The 16,788-nt window shown below is 45.7% G+C and carries 17 protein-coding genes and 2 riboswitches; of the genes, 8 read left to right on the forward strand and 9 right to left on the reverse strand.

All coding sequences use genetic code 11. The features are described from left to right. Positions 1-21: 21 nt before the first annotated feature. The 5 genes from LCL89_RS09445 to LCL89_RS09465 all read right to left on the reverse strand — a co-directional run bounded on the left by LCL89_RS09445 (position 22) and on the right by LCL89_RS09465 (position 7,467). Positions 22-852, reverse strand: a complete 831-nt coding sequence (locus LCL89_RS09445) for a MetQ/NlpA family ABC transporter substrate-binding protein (protein WP_224809882.1) — start codon at positions 850-852, stop codon at positions 22-24. Between the two features lie 12 nt (positions 853-864). Next, positions 865-1,527: a methionine ABC transporter permease gene (locus LCL89_RS09450; RefSeq protein WP_224809883.1), complete on the reverse strand. Its 663-nt coding sequence runs from the start codon at positions 1,525-1,527 to the stop codon at positions 865-867. After that, positions 1,517-2,545, reverse strand: a complete 1,029-nt coding sequence (locus tag LCL89_RS09455) for a methionine ABC transporter ATP-binding protein (RefSeq protein ID WP_224809884.1) — start codon at positions 2,543-2,545, stop codon at positions 1,517-1,519. Before LCL89_RS09455 ends, LCL89_RS09450 begins: the two co-directional genes overlap by 11 nt. A 93-nt stretch (positions 2,546-2,638) precedes the next feature. Then, positions 2,639-2,759, reverse strand: a riboswitch (SAM riboswitch). Positions 2,760-2,882: 123 nt separating this feature from the next. Further along, positions 2,883-3,896 carry a homocysteine S-methyltransferase family protein gene (locus tag LCL89_RS09460; protein ID WP_224809885.1) on the reverse strand — a complete coding sequence of 338 codons (1,014 nt, stop codon included), beginning with the start codon at positions 3,894-3,896 and terminating at the stop codon, positions 2,883-2,885. A 91-nt stretch (positions 3,897-3,987) separates the two neighbouring features. Continuing rightward, positions 3,988-4,105: riboswitch (SAM riboswitch) on the reverse strand. A gap of 377 nt (positions 4,106-4,482) precedes the next feature. Continuing rightward, entirely contained in the window at positions 4,483-7,467 is a 2,985-nt protein-coding gene (locus LCL89_RS09465) for a carbohydrate binding domain-containing protein (RefSeq protein WP_224809886.1), read from the reverse strand. A 388-nt stretch (positions 7,468-7,855) separates the two neighbouring features. Here LCL89_RS09465 and LCL89_RS09470 point away from each other — a divergent pair, with 388 nt between their 5' ends. Further along, a complete protein-coding gene (locus tag LCL89_RS09470; RefSeq protein WP_224809887.1) occupies positions 7,856-8,527 on the forward strand; it encodes a VanZ family protein in 672 nt (223 codons plus the stop codon). Positions 8,528-8,573: 46 nt separating this feature from the next. Beyond that, a complete protein-coding gene (locus LCL89_RS09475) occupies positions 8,574-8,996 on the forward strand; it encodes an Imm26 family immunity protein (protein ID WP_224809888.1) in 423 nt (140 codons plus the stop codon). A 61-nt stretch (positions 8,997-9,057) separates the two neighbouring features. On the opposite strand, the gene LCL89_RS09480 is transcribed toward LCL89_RS09475, so the two are convergent. Then, positions 9,058-9,486 (reverse strand): universal stress protein, encoded by a 429-nt coding sequence (locus LCL89_RS09480; protein ID WP_224809889.1) that lies wholly within the window; start codon positions 9,484-9,486, stop codon positions 9,058-9,060. A 154-nt stretch (positions 9,487-9,640) separates the two neighbouring features. Here LCL89_RS09480 and LCL89_RS09485 point away from each other — a divergent pair, with 154 nt between their 5' ends. Further along, on the forward strand, positions 9,641-10,951 hold the full coding sequence (locus LCL89_RS09485; protein ID WP_224809890.1) for a cytochrome P450: 1,311 nt from the start codon (positions 9,641-9,643) through the stop codon (positions 10,949-10,951). Between the two features lie 149 nt (positions 10,952-11,100). Beyond that, a complete protein-coding gene (locus LCL89_RS09490; RefSeq protein WP_224809891.1) occupies positions 11,101-11,532 on the forward strand; it encodes a hypothetical protein in 432 nt (143 codons plus the stop codon). Between the two features lie 82 nt (positions 11,533-11,614). Here the strand turns inward: LCL89_RS09490 and LCL89_RS09495 are convergent, their stop codons facing one another. The 3 genes from LCL89_RS09495 to LCL89_RS09505 form a co-directional block, all read right to left on the reverse strand. Then, the gene (locus tag LCL89_RS09495) at positions 11,615-12,106 is read right to left on the reverse strand and encodes a hypothetical protein (RefSeq protein ID WP_224809892.1); all 492 of its coding nucleotides are present in this window, start codon (positions 12,104-12,106) and stop codon (positions 11,615-11,617) included. Between the two features lie 307 nt (positions 12,107-12,413). Further along, on the reverse strand, positions 12,414-12,785 hold the full coding sequence (locus LCL89_RS09500; RefSeq protein WP_197317984.1) for a hypothetical protein: 372 nt from the start codon (positions 12,783-12,785) through the stop codon (positions 12,414-12,416). A gap of 123 nt (positions 12,786-12,908) precedes the next feature. Further along, complete coding sequence (locus tag LCL89_RS09505) at positions 12,909-13,658, reverse strand: DeoR/GlpR family DNA-binding transcription regulator (protein ID WP_197317985.1); 750 nt, start codon at positions 13,656-13,658, stop codon at positions 12,909-12,911. A gap of 169 nt (positions 13,659-13,827) precedes the next feature. Here LCL89_RS09505 and LCL89_RS09510 point away from each other — a divergent pair, with 169 nt between their 5' ends. The 4 genes from LCL89_RS09510 to LCL89_RS09525 are packed head-to-tail and all read left to right on the forward strand — an operon-like array spanning position 13,828 to position 16,756. Then, on the forward strand, positions 13,828-14,535 hold the full coding sequence (locus tag LCL89_RS09510) for a ribulose-phosphate 3-epimerase (RefSeq protein WP_224809893.1): 708 nt from the start codon (positions 13,828-13,830) through the stop codon (positions 14,533-14,535). Then, positions 14,532-15,092, forward strand: coding sequence for a 6-phospho-3-hexuloisomerase (gene hxlB / locus LCL89_RS09515; RefSeq protein WP_224809894.1), 561 nt, complete (start codon positions 14,532-14,534; stop codon positions 15,090-15,092). The genes LCL89_RS09510 and hxlB overlap by 4 nt, the downstream gene beginning before the upstream one ends. 43 nt (positions 15,093-15,135) lie before the next feature. Next, positions 15,136-16,311: a mannitol-1-phosphate 5-dehydrogenase gene (locus tag LCL89_RS09520; protein WP_224809895.1), complete on the forward strand. Its 1,176-nt coding sequence runs from the start codon at positions 15,136-15,138 to the stop codon at positions 16,309-16,311. A gap of 7 nt (positions 16,312-16,318) precedes the next feature. Continuing rightward, the gene (locus LCL89_RS09525) at positions 16,319-16,756 is read left to right on the forward strand and encodes a PTS sugar transporter subunit IIA (RefSeq protein WP_197317989.1); all 438 of its coding nucleotides are present in this window, start codon (positions 16,319-16,321) and stop codon (positions 16,754-16,756) included. The last annotated feature ends 32 nt before the right edge of the window (positions 16,757-16,788 follow it).

A 16,788-nucleotide genomic window follows, 5' to 3' on the forward strand; every position in this document is an offset into this window, starting at 1 on the left:
CGTTTTTTTAATAGATTCAATTTACCAGCCAATCTTCTCAAGCGGGACGAATGTAGGAATCAATGAATCATTGTAAACGTCTCTGATATGATTGGCGACATCCTCTTCTTGATAGAGGTCTACAATTGTTTGATAGACTTCTTTATCTGCTTCATCGGCTCTCGCCGCAATAATGTTGATGTATGGCTGGGCAGTATCATCCTCGATGAAAACTGCATCATCGACAGGGACAAATCCAGCTTCTACCGCTACCCCGTTGTTAATAATAGAAGCGGCAACATCCGGCAGTACTCTCGGCGTCTGGGCAGCGACAATCGGTTCAAACGTCAAGTTCTTGGGATTCTCCTCGATTTTATCAATCGAGCCATTCCCATCAAAATCTTCCGGCAGTCCGATCAGCCCGGATTTTTCAAGAAGCAGCAGGGCACGGCCCATGTTCGTCGCTTCTTTCGGGAGCGCGATGGAGCTGCCTTCCGGGATATTGGAGACATCCTCATACTTGTCCGAGTAGATGCCCATCGGCGCAATCAACGTTGTCCCGACCGGTGCTAAATCCAAATTCCGTTCTTTGATGAAGGCATCGAAATAACTCACCGTCTGGAATGCATTCAAATCGATATCACCATCAGCAAGGGCGATGTTCGGACGGACGTAGTCAGCGAACTCAACCAGTTCAATCTCAATATTCTCTTCGGCTGCCTTCTCCTTGATTTTTTCCCAGATCGGTACACCAGAGCCATTCAATCCTACTTTGACCACTTGCTTCTCTTTCGTTTCCGCTTCTCCTTCTTGAGAACACCCGGTTAAAACAGCTGCCAGGATAAGGGTAATAACGATTATAAATTTATTCATTTCTTTTTCCTCCTATTGTCTACGAATTTTTTTAGATATAAAAGTTCCGATCGTTTGCGTGACTTGAACGATCAAGACGAGTAAAAGTACGGTTGCAATCATGATGTCGGTTTCAAATCTCTGATAGCCATATGAAATCGCCAAATCTCCAAGACCTCCTCCTCCGACAAAGCCCGCCATCGCAGATGCTCCTACGAGGCCGATGGTCGCAATCGTCAAGTTCAGGGTGATCGAACTGAGCGCTTCAGGTATGTACACACGCCATATGATCTGCCAGGGCGTCGCTCCCATCGCTTCTGCTGCCTCAACCACCCCAGGCTTCACTTCCAGCAGACTGCTCTCTACCAATCTAGCAATGTACGGAGCAGAAAAAATGACGAGCGGGACGACAGCGGCCGCTGTTCCAATCGATGACCCGACAATCAGCCGCGTGAACGGTAGAATCGCAACGAGCAGAATAATGAATGGAATGGAACGGAAAAAGTTGACGACCGTACTGAATACGTTGAACACCGACCGGTTTTCAAGAAGCCCCCCTCCTCTCGTCACGACGAGAATGATTCCAAGCGGAAGACCAATCAAGGTCGCAAGCAAAAGCGAAATTCCGACCATGAGCAATGTCTGGTTGGTCGCTTCTAAGATCCGCGGCCAAAAGTCAGCTAAATTAACCTGCATGTGCTTCCACCTCCTGTATCGATACGTTCGATTGAATGTGATCGATCGCTCGTAAAATTTCCTTGTCTTCTCCCTGCAGCTCAACTACCAGATGACCGAAAGGAGTTCCTTGAAGCTCCGTGATTTGGCCGAACAGGACATTCACTTCAACTTGGAATTGTTTTGCAACCCGGGAGAGAATCGGCTCTCCGGCGTGCTCATTGATAAACGTAATCCGGTAAATATTTCGTTCGGATCCCCTCCTTTCAATGCCTTCCAAAATCGAAGCCGGAATCTCGTTCTCCATCACGGTCCGGACGAAATTTTGGGTGGTTGGGTGCTTAGGAGAGGAGAACAGATCAAAGATGGTTCCTTTTTCAATGACCTTTCCATTCTCCATCACCGCCACCCGGTCGCAGATTTCCCTGACGACATTCATCTCATGGGTAATCATGAGAATGGTGATGTTGTACTCATCCCTGACACGTTTCAAGAGACGTAAAATCGATTTCGTCGTCTCCGGATCGAGAGCTGAAGTCGCTTCATCACATAAGAGGATATCCGGTGAAGTCGCAAGTGCCCGGGCGATGCCCACCCGCTGTTTTTGCCCTCCGGATAGTTCTTCCGGATACTGATCGGCTTTATCCGACAATCCGACGAACTCAAGGATTTCCTCCACCCGCGCCTGAAGTTCTCTTTTAGGAACTCCCGAAATCGCAAGTGGAAAAGCGACATTATGACGGACGGTCTTCGACTCCAGAAGGTTGAAGTGCTGAAAGATCATACCGATCCGTTTTCGTACATTTCTCAGCTTCGGCTTCGACAGCCGGGTCAAGTCCTCTCCATCCACGACCACTCTGCCTGATGTAGGACGTTCCAACAGATTGACCAATCTCACCAGCGTACTCTTTCCTGCACCACTGAACCCGATCACGCCGAAGATCTCTCCTTTTCTAATCGTCAAATCAACCTCATCGACCGCCCGCAGCTCATGGCCGCCGGCTTGATAAACCTTCGACACACCATCAAATTCAATCATCTTCTTCCCCCTTCTCACCTAACGAACAAAAAAAGCCCCTCTTCTTATAAAAAAATAAGAAGAGGGGCTCTCATATGTATGAGATACCGTCTCTTCTCATCTTTCATGTGCTCCGAAAAGCACCTGCTGGAATTGGCACAGTTTCTGATGATGAATCATCAGTCCCGCTGCCGAGGTATCAAAGGGCCAGTCCCTCCACCTCTCTGGATAAGAAGATTTGTATTTCGTTATTTGGTTGATGTTGCTCATCATAGTACAGCTTTAATACTTTGTCAATTTAAATCAGTAAAATATATTCTCCTACAAGAATTTTTTCTTTAGATGAGAATTGAACCATTCAAAGATTGCTGGCGACACTATTGTATTCACCTTCCAAATCCGGAGAATACTTCGAATTGATCGCTTCACGGCCGACTGTTTCCGCCACTTGCCGGAGCATGCTCGGATACGCACCGCAGCACAGCCCGAAATAATTCACCCCGGAGTCATACGCCTCTTTCGCCCACTGCGAAAGTTCATAACGGTTGCACATCAACGGATCCAAGGCTGTCGGATAAGGGGTTTCGAGCGGCGGACAACAGGAACATCCGCTGTCTGAAAGCGTGAAGAACGTCGGGTTTTCTTCCGTCGTCCGGTAGGGAACAGGCAGAGCGCCTACGTACCCGTCACACGTCTGTCTGATTTTATTTATAAACGGCTGCATCGTGGCCGGGCCACGGAAACAGTTCAACCCTACGACCAGTGCCCCCTGTTCTTCCAACAGCCGGCACGCTTCTTCTACCGTATACCCGTCTTTAAGGACGCCTTCTTCCATCAGCCCGAGCGTAATGACCGCGGAGAAGCCCTGCTTTTGAATTTCTTCTAAAGCGATGCTCGCTTCCTCGTAGTAATAGAACGTCTCGCCATTCACAAAATCGACGCCCTCCTCCCTGCACCAGCCGACCATTTCAGCGAACATGCTGCGGACGGATTGCTTGGACTCCTCATCTTCATGGTCGAAAAGGTTCGTATTGGAGATATTCCCGGCCACAAGCGCCTCCTCCGTCGGGTGTTCCGCCGCAACCTCCTTCGCCAGGCGGATCGCCGAACGGTTCAAGGGCTCCAACTTGTCTTCCTTTCCAATCAGCTTCAATTTTTCCCGGTTCGCATTATAAGTGAAAGCGAGCACCACATCAGACCCGGCTTTCATGAAATCCCGGTACGTCTGCTTCAACGCATCGGGATCCTCCAAAGCCACTTCCGGGACAAATGAACCTGCCTGCAAATATCCCCGTCGCTCCAAATCAAACAAATAACCTTCCCCGCATATGACCGGTCCGTCTTCCAAGCGCTGTTCCAATGTCCGTTTCATTCCAACCTCCACCTTTCTATTATCGGGTACAAAAAAGCCCCTCTTCTCAAAAATAAGAAGAGGGGCTCTCGTATGTATGGCATGCCGTCTTTTCTTATCTTTCATGTGCATTCATGCACCTGCTGGAATTGGCACAGTTTATGATGATTATCATCAGTCCCGCTGCCGAGGTTTCAAAGGGCCAGTCCCTCCACCTCTCTGGATAAGAAGACTATGAAATTGTTTTGTTGATGGATGTTGCCCATCTTATAACACCAACCAGAAGGTGTCAATAAAATTGATTGAATTTTAAAATCATTTGTTTCGAGAATTTTGTCAGTAAATGAGGACCGGGAAAACGACTCGCTTTCCGTGGGCATGTGGTGAGCTTCCTCAGGCTTCCAGCCTTCCGGGATCTCACCGATCATGTACCTCCCACAGGAGTCTCCCCGTTTTCCCGGTCCCCATACGATTGAGATGTGCTCGAAACATCCTTAAGAGTATTTTATTTAGAGTTTAGAACCCGTTAACTATGATGTTCCCTCATTTTTAACTTACACCAAAAATAAAAAAGAAACGCCTGAAACACAGACGTTCCTTACTAGATTTATTCAGGTACGACAACCTCCAACTGGACGTTGTCGATTTCGATGGTATGGGCATCGCTGACAAGTCCCATTAAAAACTTCAAGGAGACTTCGTCATCAGCTGGCATATCCCATTGATACGTGAACGTTTGGTAATCCTGGGTAAGAGAAATCACTTTTTCAAAAAATCTGTGGTACCCGGCATTTTCAACTGTAACTTCCATATCTCTAGAAACTGTCGACTTCGCATCAAACGTCAGCTGATACGTGACACCTTTGGTAAGAGATAGGGCAGGATGCTCTGCAAGTACACTCCAAGCATATTTACCTCCGTTTGTGATATCAACCTTCAACACTTCCTGCTGGACATCCACTGAAGCAACTGCACCCTCGTTATGGATATACGAGGACCACCCATCCATTCCTGCGGAGAAGTCTCCGTTGCTCAACGGATTCATATCCACATTGTCATAATCGATGTAGCTTGAAGTCTGAATCAAACGGACATCATCAATTGAAATATCCGAAACTGCTCCTCCGAGGTGAATCAACAGCTGACCTTCAAGATCTGTGGTTTCTGTTGTCATTTCGAATGGTACGGTATACGTGTTCCAATCTGCATCCAGGGAAACCGATTTCTGTCCGGAGTAAGATGTAGCTCCATCGCTGCTGATGAAATCAATCACTGCTGTTTCTCCACTTTGTTCCGCTTTGGCACGGAACGTCAATTCATACGTATTGCCTTTAAGGAACTGAAGTCCTGTCTGTTTCAACTGGATATCTTCAGGGTTCGTGCCTCCATCCGATACGTCGATGTGTAGGAAACGATCATCCGGATCGACGGATGCTACAGCATCTGCGCCGTTTTGAGTCGCGAAATCCCAGTAAACCATGCGGCTGAAATCCCCTTGGTCGAAAGTTCCATTGTAAATGTGATTGCCATCTGCTAATGGCTCTTTTTGATTGGACTCCTGTTCCTGACCTGTAATTTCTTCGATTCTCACATTCCCGATCCAAACCGGATTCGTAGAAACGGATCCCATATTGAACTCGAGACGAGCAGCCAAATCATTATCCTGATTATGCTTGAACGTATATTCATACGTCTGAACCGTATCCGTCAGTTCGATTGTCTGCTCACCGGAATAATTCGCATATCCACGCTCAGCTCCTCCGGATACTTTTGTCATGATGGTACGATTGGCATCGGACTTCGCATCGAAGGTCACTTTATAGCTGCGTCCCTCGCCGATGGAAAGCTTTTGGATAAGCTGCAGTGCCCATAGAGCATTTCCCGGCTGGGTAATTTCAGTTTTTGCAAACGTCGTTCCATCGATGACTTCGGTACTGATGCTGCCCTGCCCTCCGAAATCAGGTAGAGTCAGGAAGTTCCAGTATGTCTCATCCATCGTATCTGTATTCTCATCAACGATCGCGAAGCCTTTTTCATAAGACGTGTCATAGATCAAGTTGCCATCTTCCGCCGGCTGTTTCGCTTCTTCCGGAAGAGGTTCAAGATTCGTGCTCGGTTCAACCGGCTCTTTGTAGTCACGCCCTGTCAATTCATACGCGCGTACATAGTCGACTTTCATTTTTCCAGGGAACGGTGTGGTTTCATCTGCATTACCACCGTACCAGCCACCGACAGCCAGGTTGAGAATCATATAGAACGGCTGGTCAAAAGGTGCCGGGAATGTATAATTGGCTGCCTGATCAGGACCTTTGCTGAACCAATTGTTCAACGTCTGGTATAGCTCCCCATCGACATACCAGCGGATTTCACCAGGTTCCCACTCCACGGAGTACGTGTGGTAACCCGTATAGTCCTCCCCTTCAGGGAAATGGTATTCCTTGCCACGATACGTATTCAACGGATATTCCTGACCATAGTGGATCGTTCCGCCGATCGTGCTCGTATCATCCCCTGCCGCTTCCATGATGTCAATCTCACCAGAAGCCGGCCACGTTCCATACACACTATCTTCAGGCATCATCCAAAAAGCAGGCCAATACCCTTGTCCTTCTGGAAGCTTCATGCGGGCTTCGAACTTACCATATTTTTTACTGAAAAGTCCTTTAGTTTTCAACTTGGCGGATGTATAGTCGTAAGAACCGTATTCATCCGTAACTGGACTTTTTTCCTTAATTGCTTTGATGACTAAATTTCCATCATCAATAAATGAGTTTTTCGAAGAATCGGTATAGTATTGCTGCTCATTGTTTCCCCACCCCGGAGAAACACCATTGCCATCTTCGTCTACAAGCCAGTTCCCCGTATCGTAGCTCCACTTCGAGGAATCAATGGTTTTAGTTACGAATTCGTCATTCCAGACAAGAGACCAGTCTGAAGCTTCCGATCCCATCGAGTAGACGACCACTTGATTGACTTCTGATTCATCCAATACAAGTTCGTTCTGAACTTTATCCTGGATATATACCTTCCCTTTGACTTTCGTCGACTTCAAAGAGACGGTTTCCCCTTCAGCTCCCTCAGTGATGATCAAGTCACCGTCGATGGTCACACCTTCAAGTTCGACACCTGGCTCATTGATCAGAGCTGTACCATTGAAGCTTTCTTCTTCGTAGGAATCATCTGTGAGTACATAATCCGCCACTGAATTCAGGTACCCTTTCGCCTCATTCCATTTCACTGGCTTGCTCTCATTTTTAGTCGTTTCTGCCTCCCATGATTGTTTATGGAATACATGCTCTAACAACTCCAGAGCTTCTTTATGTTTAATAGCCGCTTTTCCTTTGCCTTTCCAAAATCCTTTTTCCTCAGCGATCTGCTGGACCACGTTTTCTTCATATTCTGTGCCCTCGATTGCTTGACTAAGCAAATCTGTGAACACCAAGTAAGAAACGGCCGCTTGATCATTTGAAGGATAGAAATCTTTCTCCTCCCACAACTCAGCATCCTGCTTCTCATCATCATCCGCAAACACCTGCACCGTCACCATCAGTGACAAGACAGCGACCACCAACAACAAACCTATACGTTTCATCCACTCATCCTCCCTGTTTAGTGACCGGAAAAGAAACAACGAAACCGGTTTCCTTATCCGGTAAGAAAAAAGCACAATCTATTATTCTTTGATTAAAAATCACCAATAGAAAGCGCTTTCGTAACAACGTAAAAAATAAGCTGTGCGTTTCTACTAGAATATCATAAATTTTCCAAAATTCTAGTTTTTCTACTAAAAAAGTTTATAATTTTCAGCTTTCAATTTGTATTCCTGTAACGACAGACCTGTTTGGTATAGAAAAATGTTAGGAGAATTCTTAATAACATTGAAAAACCTGGATGAATTTTACTAGAATCAATACAGTTGTCTTTTTTATATACAAACTCAAAGGTACAAATCCAAATGAATAATTTGTTCAGGTGATGAAATGGAAAATGAAAGTAAACAAAAACTATTGTTAAGCACCACCGTCGTCGTATCCATATTCTATTTAATATTTGCGATGAGTCAGACCTCCCTGCCTACATCAATTGCAAACTGGATCATACCGTTCTCAGCCGCATTGATGATAGGCTCAAAAAGTAAGGTTGATACAAAATTCAAGTATCTGATTTTCATCCTGTTTATCCTCTACATATTTGTCTTATATCAATATGTCCTGTACCTAAGTGTTGAATTTTTCAATATGAATAATTACCACGGTGATTTCGGATTGACAGAAGAAAATTTAAACTTGATACCTTTTGCCTCAATTTTGGGTACGCTGAATGATCACCTGTTTGTTCTACCCAAATATGTGCAGCTGCTCGGCAACCTATTATTGCTTACTCCATTCGCCTTCGCCTTGTTGCATTTAAGAATAGTCCAAAGCAGTAAAAAAGTAGTCATCAGCCTATTTATCACTACACTTTTTATCGAATCAGCGCAACTTATTCAAACCTACACCCTTACCGGATTCACTCAAAGAGCCGGTGTTGGCAGGGCAACGGATGTCGACGATATAATTCTGAACACTTTAAGTGCTGTTATTGGTGTGGGAATTTATCGGCTCTACTCTTTAGTCATTGATAGATTTAAATTAAGCGGCAGTGGAAGTTAAAAAGATTATCATATCACTCAGAAACCAAAAAAAGAAGTGTACTGTAATGCCAAAGAGACAGCGGATTAAGACCGGTGATGTATTGGCGATCCCATTGCCGGATGATACATTCGCATTCGGGAAAATATTCAACGATGCCGGGATAGGTATTTATAAATACATAGGAAAAGATTACAATGACTTACCCCAGAAAGAAGAATTCCAATTCATTGTAGGTGTGTATGATGATGTAGTGAAATCTGGAGAATGGCCGAAAGTTGATTATCGTCCATTTGAAGATGAGGAAAGTGCCTGGTCTCCTCCTTCTTGTATATTTGATGTTATATCGAAAGGGTCCTCGATCTATCATAAGGGTGAAATTTATGATTCTACCGAAGACGAGTGTGAAGGATTGGAGGTTGCTGCTATATGGGAAGGGCATGCAATAATTAAAAGAATTATGGGAGATGAAAGCTGGAGAGAGTTTTAAGCACGTCTCAGCACCCATTCAAAAAGACCAAGGAATGAAACCCTTGGTCTTTCTTCTACATTTATTTCATCACTAAAACCGGACACGTCGCATTCTGGACGACATTGTTACTCACACTACCCAGGAACAACCGCTTCACATTTCCGAGACTGCGGTTACCGATAATGATCAAATCCATGTCCTGTTCCTCTGCATATTTACAAATACTTTCCCCCGGGTTGCCTTTACCGGCAAGCACTTTCGTCAACACCCGGAAATCTTCTTCAGCAAGTTCCCGCTTGATATCTTCCATCCCATCTTCCATGGTGGCCGCCATTTCCTTCGCGATTTCATTCGATACCGCGGCGAAAGTGGAAGGACCATCAGGGCTGGCGACTTGAACGATGTGCACTTCTTTGTCTTCAGCGTGCGGGGCCTGATTTTTCACTTCCCATAGAGCTCTCTGACTGCACTCACTACCATCATAAGCAACGAGTATTTTTACCGTCATCGGGAAACCCTCCTATGATTTTCAAGAACCTGCTGTACTTCTATTCTACCATTTTTGTAAGCGTTTTTACAGAGGGCGATTGAGTTTGCCCAGCCCCCCACAAGGGTAATAGATGACCAGTATAAATTACATAGAGTTTAGAGGAGAGGTATACATGACAAAAAACAAAACCATCCCACGCGCCGAACAATGGGATCAAACGTTTTCCCTCATCGATGAAGGATTTGAATTCTTACCGGGACAGCGGGATCAACTGGGATCGGATTTATTCGAAACCCGTCTGCTTGGAAAGAAAGCAGTCTGCATCGCTGGAGAGGAAGCGGCAGAAATCTTCTATGATACAGAAAAATTCAAACGTGAAGGAGCAATGCCGAAGCCGTTAAAAATGTCGCTGTTCGGTGAAGGAAGTCTCCACGGGATGGACGGTGAAGCCCACCGCAACCGGAAGCGCACGTTCCTTTCCATGTTCACGCCTGATCGTGTCGAAGAGTTGAAGCAGATGGCTCTGAAACATTTGGATGCGAAAGTGGATGAATGGGAGCATCGCGACCAAGTGGTTCTTTTTGATGAAATGCAGGAAATCCTCACACGTGCAGGCTGTGAATGGGCCGGTGTCCCGCTCCAGGAAAGTGAAGTGAAGCAGCGGACGACAGAAATGATCGATATGATCGATTCCTTCGGTGGCTCCCTCTCCCGCTTCCGCAAAGGGAAAAAAGCACGGGACAGCCATCAGGCATGGCTGGAAAAAATAATCAAAGACGTCCGTAAAGGGAAGCTCAACCCTGAGCCGAATACAGCCGCCTATATCATGGCTCACCACCGCGAAACGAACGGGAAGAAATGGGATACGAAGACCGCGGCTGTCGAGTTGAGCAACTCGTTCCGCCCCCTTCTCGCTACAGCCTATTTCCTGATCCTTGGCGCGCTCGCTATGCACCAACACCCGGAGACCGCAGAAAAATTGAAAAACGGCCCCGACTCTTACGGTCACTGGTTCGCCCAGGAAACACGCCGCTACTATCCTTTCGTGCCGGCAATGATCGCAAAAGTGGATAAACCCTTCCTATGGAAAGGCTATGAATTCAAGAAAAACACACGGGTCGTGCTCGATCTCTTCGGAACGAACCGCCACCCGGACAGCTGGGATGACCCGAATGCATTCATCCCGGAACGGTTCGACAACTGGCAGGGCAGTCCCTTCGCTTTCGTACCACAAGGCGGAGGCGATCATCACACCGGACACCGCTGTGCCGGGGAATGGCTGACCGTTTTGGTCATGAGTTCTTTCTTCGAATTTTTCGCGAAAAACATCGAGTATGATGTGCCCGAGCAGGATTTATCATTCAGTCTGAAGCGGATGCCGACGTATCCGAAGAGTGGATTCATCATCGAGAATGTAAGAAAAACCGCTGATTATGAGGAGACTTTAAGGGAATTGAATAAAGGGTTTTCAGCTGTAAGGTGAAAAATGCCTGCTTCCAACTGTGATTCTCACATCGGGAGCAGGTATTTTTACTTGATTCCGAACCCTTTTTAAAACCCGGGGGCTTTAGTCCTCTTTTTCATATAGACTTTATTTGATACGCTCAGACTTGCTAAAGGAGGAGGATTCAAATGAAAAAACTAGTCTTACTCTTGATCTCGCTTTTATTTATCGTCGGATGTCAAGAAGATGAGAAGACAGGTACAAATGTAGATGGACAGGAAAAAATCCCATATACATATACCTTTGAAAAGGAAACGGGTGATTATATCATCACTCATGATATTGAAGGGATGTTTTTCGACATCGAGAAAAGTTTTCAAGCTAAACACTCTATAACGTTACAACCTAAAGGAAATCCTTCTTCACAGGAGATTAAAATTTCTGTTCCAAAACTTGAACTTGAAAAAACCATGACGATCGAAGCGGAGACCACAGTCGAGGCACTAACAATGACAGATTTTGAAAAAGAAGAACTTGAAAACTTAAATTCTTTAAACATGACAATAATGACTAGTGATATCGAAGAAGAAATCACTCTCCGTAAACAAGAAAGTGAATAAACCAGTAAAAGCCCCCTTATGAAGGGGGCTCTTATATTAGAAAACGGCTACGATACGAATTATCAAGCAAAATGGACTTCACTTAATAGCTTTGACGTTGAAAATCAGGGAGCTGGTGATGTCGCAGCAGGTCATACACGACCCTTCCATTGCTCGGCTTCCCATCCGGATAATAAATCGGCAGCACATCAAACAAAAGGAAATAGAGCGCATAAAAGATGAACTGTTCCCAGAAACCCTGCGGCTGCAGCCAACCAGCATGAGCCATCGAATTGACCAATACCGCTGCCGCAATCGTACTGATGATAGGGGAAGCATAAATCAAGAGATGCACCCAGCGATTGTTTGATTCGATTTCCGTATGACTGCACCAGCTATACATGAAATAATATTTTCTTATTTCAAAGACACCGAGCCGGAACAGGACAGGCCCACAACCGACGGTAACTTTTGAACTTTTCACACCGAACAGGTGCGTGACGACGAGATATCCGACTTCTCTAATAATAGAAACCGTCGGCAGAATGATAAAGGCGGACAGGAGTAATTTGATGATATCCGTGAAGCCGAACATATGCATATTCCTTTCTTTTGTTGATTGATTTCAGAAGCTGCTCTCCCCTGAATTTTCATGTTTCGTATCCCTCTGATTTCCGTTGAATAGAGCCGCTAAACTTCTTTATTCCGCCTCGTTCAATTATGGACAATCCACACATATCAAAATCGATAAAAACGTTGATTTCATGGGATTCATAACCGTGAATGATGGTGTATGAAATTTCAGTTACAAACTTTTCAAAACCATTACTTCATGAAAAATAAAAAAATGCCCTCCCCCTCAGGTTAAAGATTAACCCAAGGGGGCAGGCATTTTTCACATCTCAAAATTTGTACCCGAACACTGCCACATCCACCGCATTCAGTCCAGCCCCATGCTCCCCTTCCGCTTTGATGGCAAGCATCAAGCCCGGAACATCATACGTCCTTGTGAACTGCTCCCCCGGCTCAAGCGTCAGCGTATCCAGCACCAGGAAGCTGACTCGGTTGATCTTCATGATGAGCTTGAACGTGACCGCACCTTCTGAGATCACCCGGTTGCCCCCGACAATCCGGATCGTGTAAAAGGGCTGAACCTGAATACCTTCACTCAAGTCCTCCGTCACTTCAACAGGTTTCCCCGACCGAACGATATGTCCGCCTGGTTCGGTCACAAACAGAAGATGGTTCCCTGACTTTATCCGTTGATGAGACATCCCGCTTTCTCCTTGCTTTTTTTAATATCCTATGTAGGAAAAATAAAAAAGGAAGCCCGCTGGTCACCTTAAAACAAAAAATGCCTGCCCCCTTCCAGGAACAAGCACCTTCCATCCATACGATCAATCAATGATCGTAATCTTCTGTTTCTCATATAACTTCTTAATCTCTTCATTAACACCTTCCGTAATCAAATAAGTGAGATGATTCGACGGACAGACGATATGATTGGAAATCGTGTCAAGCTTATCTTTCGTGACCATGCCGATCGTTTCATTCGAAATCGACTCCATCTTCCTCTTCACCAGGGCCTCGGCCAGACTCGGAACACTGATGCCGATTTCAGGGTCGATTTTATAAATGCCCATGATGTATAAATCCGCACGCATGTTATTCAGCGCTTCATGCGTATCGATTCCCAAGTTGACCATCGATTGCTTGAACAACGTGCCTCCGATCATGATCACTTCAACATCCTGGTGATTGGTCAGGGCCATCGCGATCGGCGGACTGTTCGTGATGATCGTCCCCTTCAATGATAAAGGCAGCTGGTTCACGAGCTGCAAGTTCGTCGTACTTCCATCAATGATGATAACCATATCGTCTTTGATAAAATCGAGCGCTTTCGAAGCTAAATTGGATTTCGATTCATGGAAGATGTTCTGTCTCGTGGAAAAATCCTCGACAGGAGGCCCTTTCCGGAGGGCTCCGCTATGGACCCTTTTGATGACCCCTTGGCTGTCGAGTTCTTTCAAATCTCTACGGATCGTATCCTCAGAGACCGACAATCGCTTACTCAAATCACTGGCGATCACTTTGTGTTCTTCATCGAGGATATCGATGATTTTCTGTTGACGTTCTTGTTTAAGCATAATCCTCTGACTCCTCGCCTCGTTTTCTTCATCTTATCATAGTATACCCCTCACACAAATCCATTCATGCAGAAAAACGCATAAACACGAAAAGAAACTCTTTACAAATGCACAAACAGGCACTAGAATGTAAAAAAAGGCATAAACAAGCAATCAAGGAGGCACAAACATGCAAAAAGAAGTGACAATCGCACCATCCATCATGTGCGCCGATCTCTGCAACTTGGAAAAGAGTGTAAAAGAGCTCGAAAGCGCCGGATTAGATACATTGCATATAGACGTCATCGACGGAAGTTTCAGCCCGAGCATGCCGCTTGGCATCAATACCATCCAGCAGTTGAGAAAAGTCACGGATATGAAATTCGATGTTCATATCATGGCGAACGACAACGAGTTTTTTATCCAGGAAATGCTTGATATCGGAGTCGACCAAATCACGTTCCACCTTGAAACGAGCTCCCATATCGACCGTTACATCAATCTGGTCAAAAAACAGGGAACGAAAGTCGGCGTCGCTCTGAACCCGGCTACTCCGCTATCCGTACTCGACTATGTACTGGAACAATGCGACACCGTTCTACTCATGTTGATCAATCCAGGATTTGCGACAGATAAGAACGAGCAGCAGGTTTCTTACGCACTTCAGAAAGTGAGAGACTTATCAGAATTGATCCAATCCAAAGGACTCGATACGAAGATCGAAGTCGACGGGCGTGTATCCCTTGAGAAAATCTCTGGACTGGTCGAAGCTGGTGCCGACATCTTGGTCGCAGGAAGCACAAGCCTATTCAAATCAGGAAATACCCTTTCAGAAAACATCGAAATCGTTGAACAAGCAATTCGCAAAGGATTAAAAGAGGAGGTTAAATCAGTATGAGCACTTACACAGAAGCTACAAAACAAATAACCGAGGAAATTACATCAAGTTTAAGCAACGTCGACAGCGAACAAGTCGATCAGTTGCTTGAGGAAATCAATAAAGCGGAAAAAGTATTTTTTGTAGGAGTCGGACGCGTGTTATTATCGCTTCAGGCAATTGCAAAGCGTTTGGCACACCTTGGAGTCCAAACGTACGTCGTCGGTCAAATCACGGAACCTGCGATCACGGATAAAGACTTGCTTATCGTCGGCTCCGGTAGTGGAGAAACACAATTCCCACTGATCATCGCTAGTAAAGCGAAACAGTACAAAGCCAGAGTCGCTCACATCGGTGCGAACCCGGACAGTTCCATGAGTGAATACGCGGATGTGTTCGTCCGAATCCCTGTCAGCTCGAAAATCGACGCTCCTGGCGAAGTGCACTCCCAGCAGCCGATGAAGAGTTTATTCGAACAAAGCCTGCTGCTATTCGGTGATTCCCTCGCCTTGATGATGGTGAACAAGAAAAACATCGAACTTCAATCGCTTTGGGAATACCATGCAAACCTTGAATAGAACCTTTAGAAAGAGGATTTAGGGATTTTAAGGAGGGGCAATTATGAAAGCGTTACACTTCGGTGCAGGAAATATCGGAAAAGGATTGATCGGATATTTATTGAACAAATCCGGATATGACGTTTGTTTCGTCGATGTGAATGATACGGCGGTCGAACGGATCAATGAAAATCACAACTATTTGCTGGAAATCATAGATGAGAATCGTACAGTCGAAACCATCTCCCCTGTCCGCGCCCTGGATGGCAAATCCCAGGATGACGTCGTAGATGCGATCGTAGACGCTGACCTTATCACCACTTCGGTAGGAGCGAACAACTTATCGAAGATCGCCCCTGTCCTGTCCAAAGGTTTGGCAAAGAGAGTCCACCTCGGTAAAAACAAGGTGGACCTCATCGCCAATGAAAATATGATCGACGCGTCTTCGGCATTGAAAGAAGAGATTCGTAAGAACGTATCCGATGAGGAAATGGACACGCTCTTATCTCACGTCGGATTTCCGAATTCTGCGATCGACCGCCTTTCCCTCTCCGAGGAGAGAGAGGAAGGAGAACGGACATTGGTGGAACCTTATTATGAATGGTTGATTGAAAAGTCAGGAATGAAAAACCCAGACCTTCCGGTAATCAAGGATGCGACCTACGTCGAAACGTTGGAATCATTCATCGAACGGAAGCTGTATATCGTCAACCTCGGCCATGCGGCCACAGCCTATAAAGGGTTCCTCGAGGGTTATCCTACCATCCAGAGTGCCCTGAAGAATCCGCAGATTGAAAAATTCTTAAAAGCGATTCTTTTGGAATCCGCGAGATATCTGATTGAAAAGCATAACTTCGCTTCTAAGGAAATGTGTGATTTCATCGAACAGACAATCAAACGTTTCAAGAATGAAAACATCAGCGATGAGGTGACTCGCGTCGGACGAGCGCCTATACGAAAGCTTGGAGCCAACGAACGATTAGTCAAACCGACCATGGAGCTTTTCCAAAAAGGTTATCAGGTTGAAAACCTCTCCATCGCGGTGGCATCGGCCTTCTTATTCGACTACCCGGAAGATGAAGAGTCGGTCACGCTGCAAGCTTATATCCATGAGCATGGCATCGATGAAGCCATCGCCCATTTTACAGGCATTAAAGAAAGCGCTCTCAGAACGAAAATCAAAGAAAACTACTTCAGACTGCAAGAAGACAAAACGATTGTAACTTCAAACGAAAGGTAGTGTTCATATGTTAGCTGAACAACTAGAAGGAAATATCCGTTTCTTATCATCCGTAGATTCCTGGGAACAAGGCATCCAGGAAGCAGCCGCACCATTACTGGACAATGGATCCATCACTTCCGGATACATCGATGACATGATCGAAAGTGTCCACGAAAACGGTCCTTACATCGTCATCGTACCCGGAGTCGCGATGCCCCACGCCAAAAACAACGGCACCGTCAACAAAACAGGTGTCTCCTATTTGAAACTGGACGAACCTGTGCTGTTCCCGAAAGACAAAGAAGTGAAGACCTTCTTCGTCCTCGCGGCTGAAGACAGCGACGGACACCTGGATTTGATTTCCGACTTGTCTTCCATCCTGATCGAAGATGAAACGAAGGATCAGCTGGAAGAAGCGGACAGTGAAGAACGCGTGTTGGAAGTCATCAATTCGGTTGAATAACCTGTATACGAAAACTTTTCCTTTGCTATTGC

Source organism: Halobacillus yeomjeoni, from assembly GCF_020171525.1.
Taxonomy (GTDB): domain Bacteria; phylum Bacillota; class Bacilli; order Bacillales; family Halobacillaceae; genus Halobacillus; species Halobacillus yeomjeoni.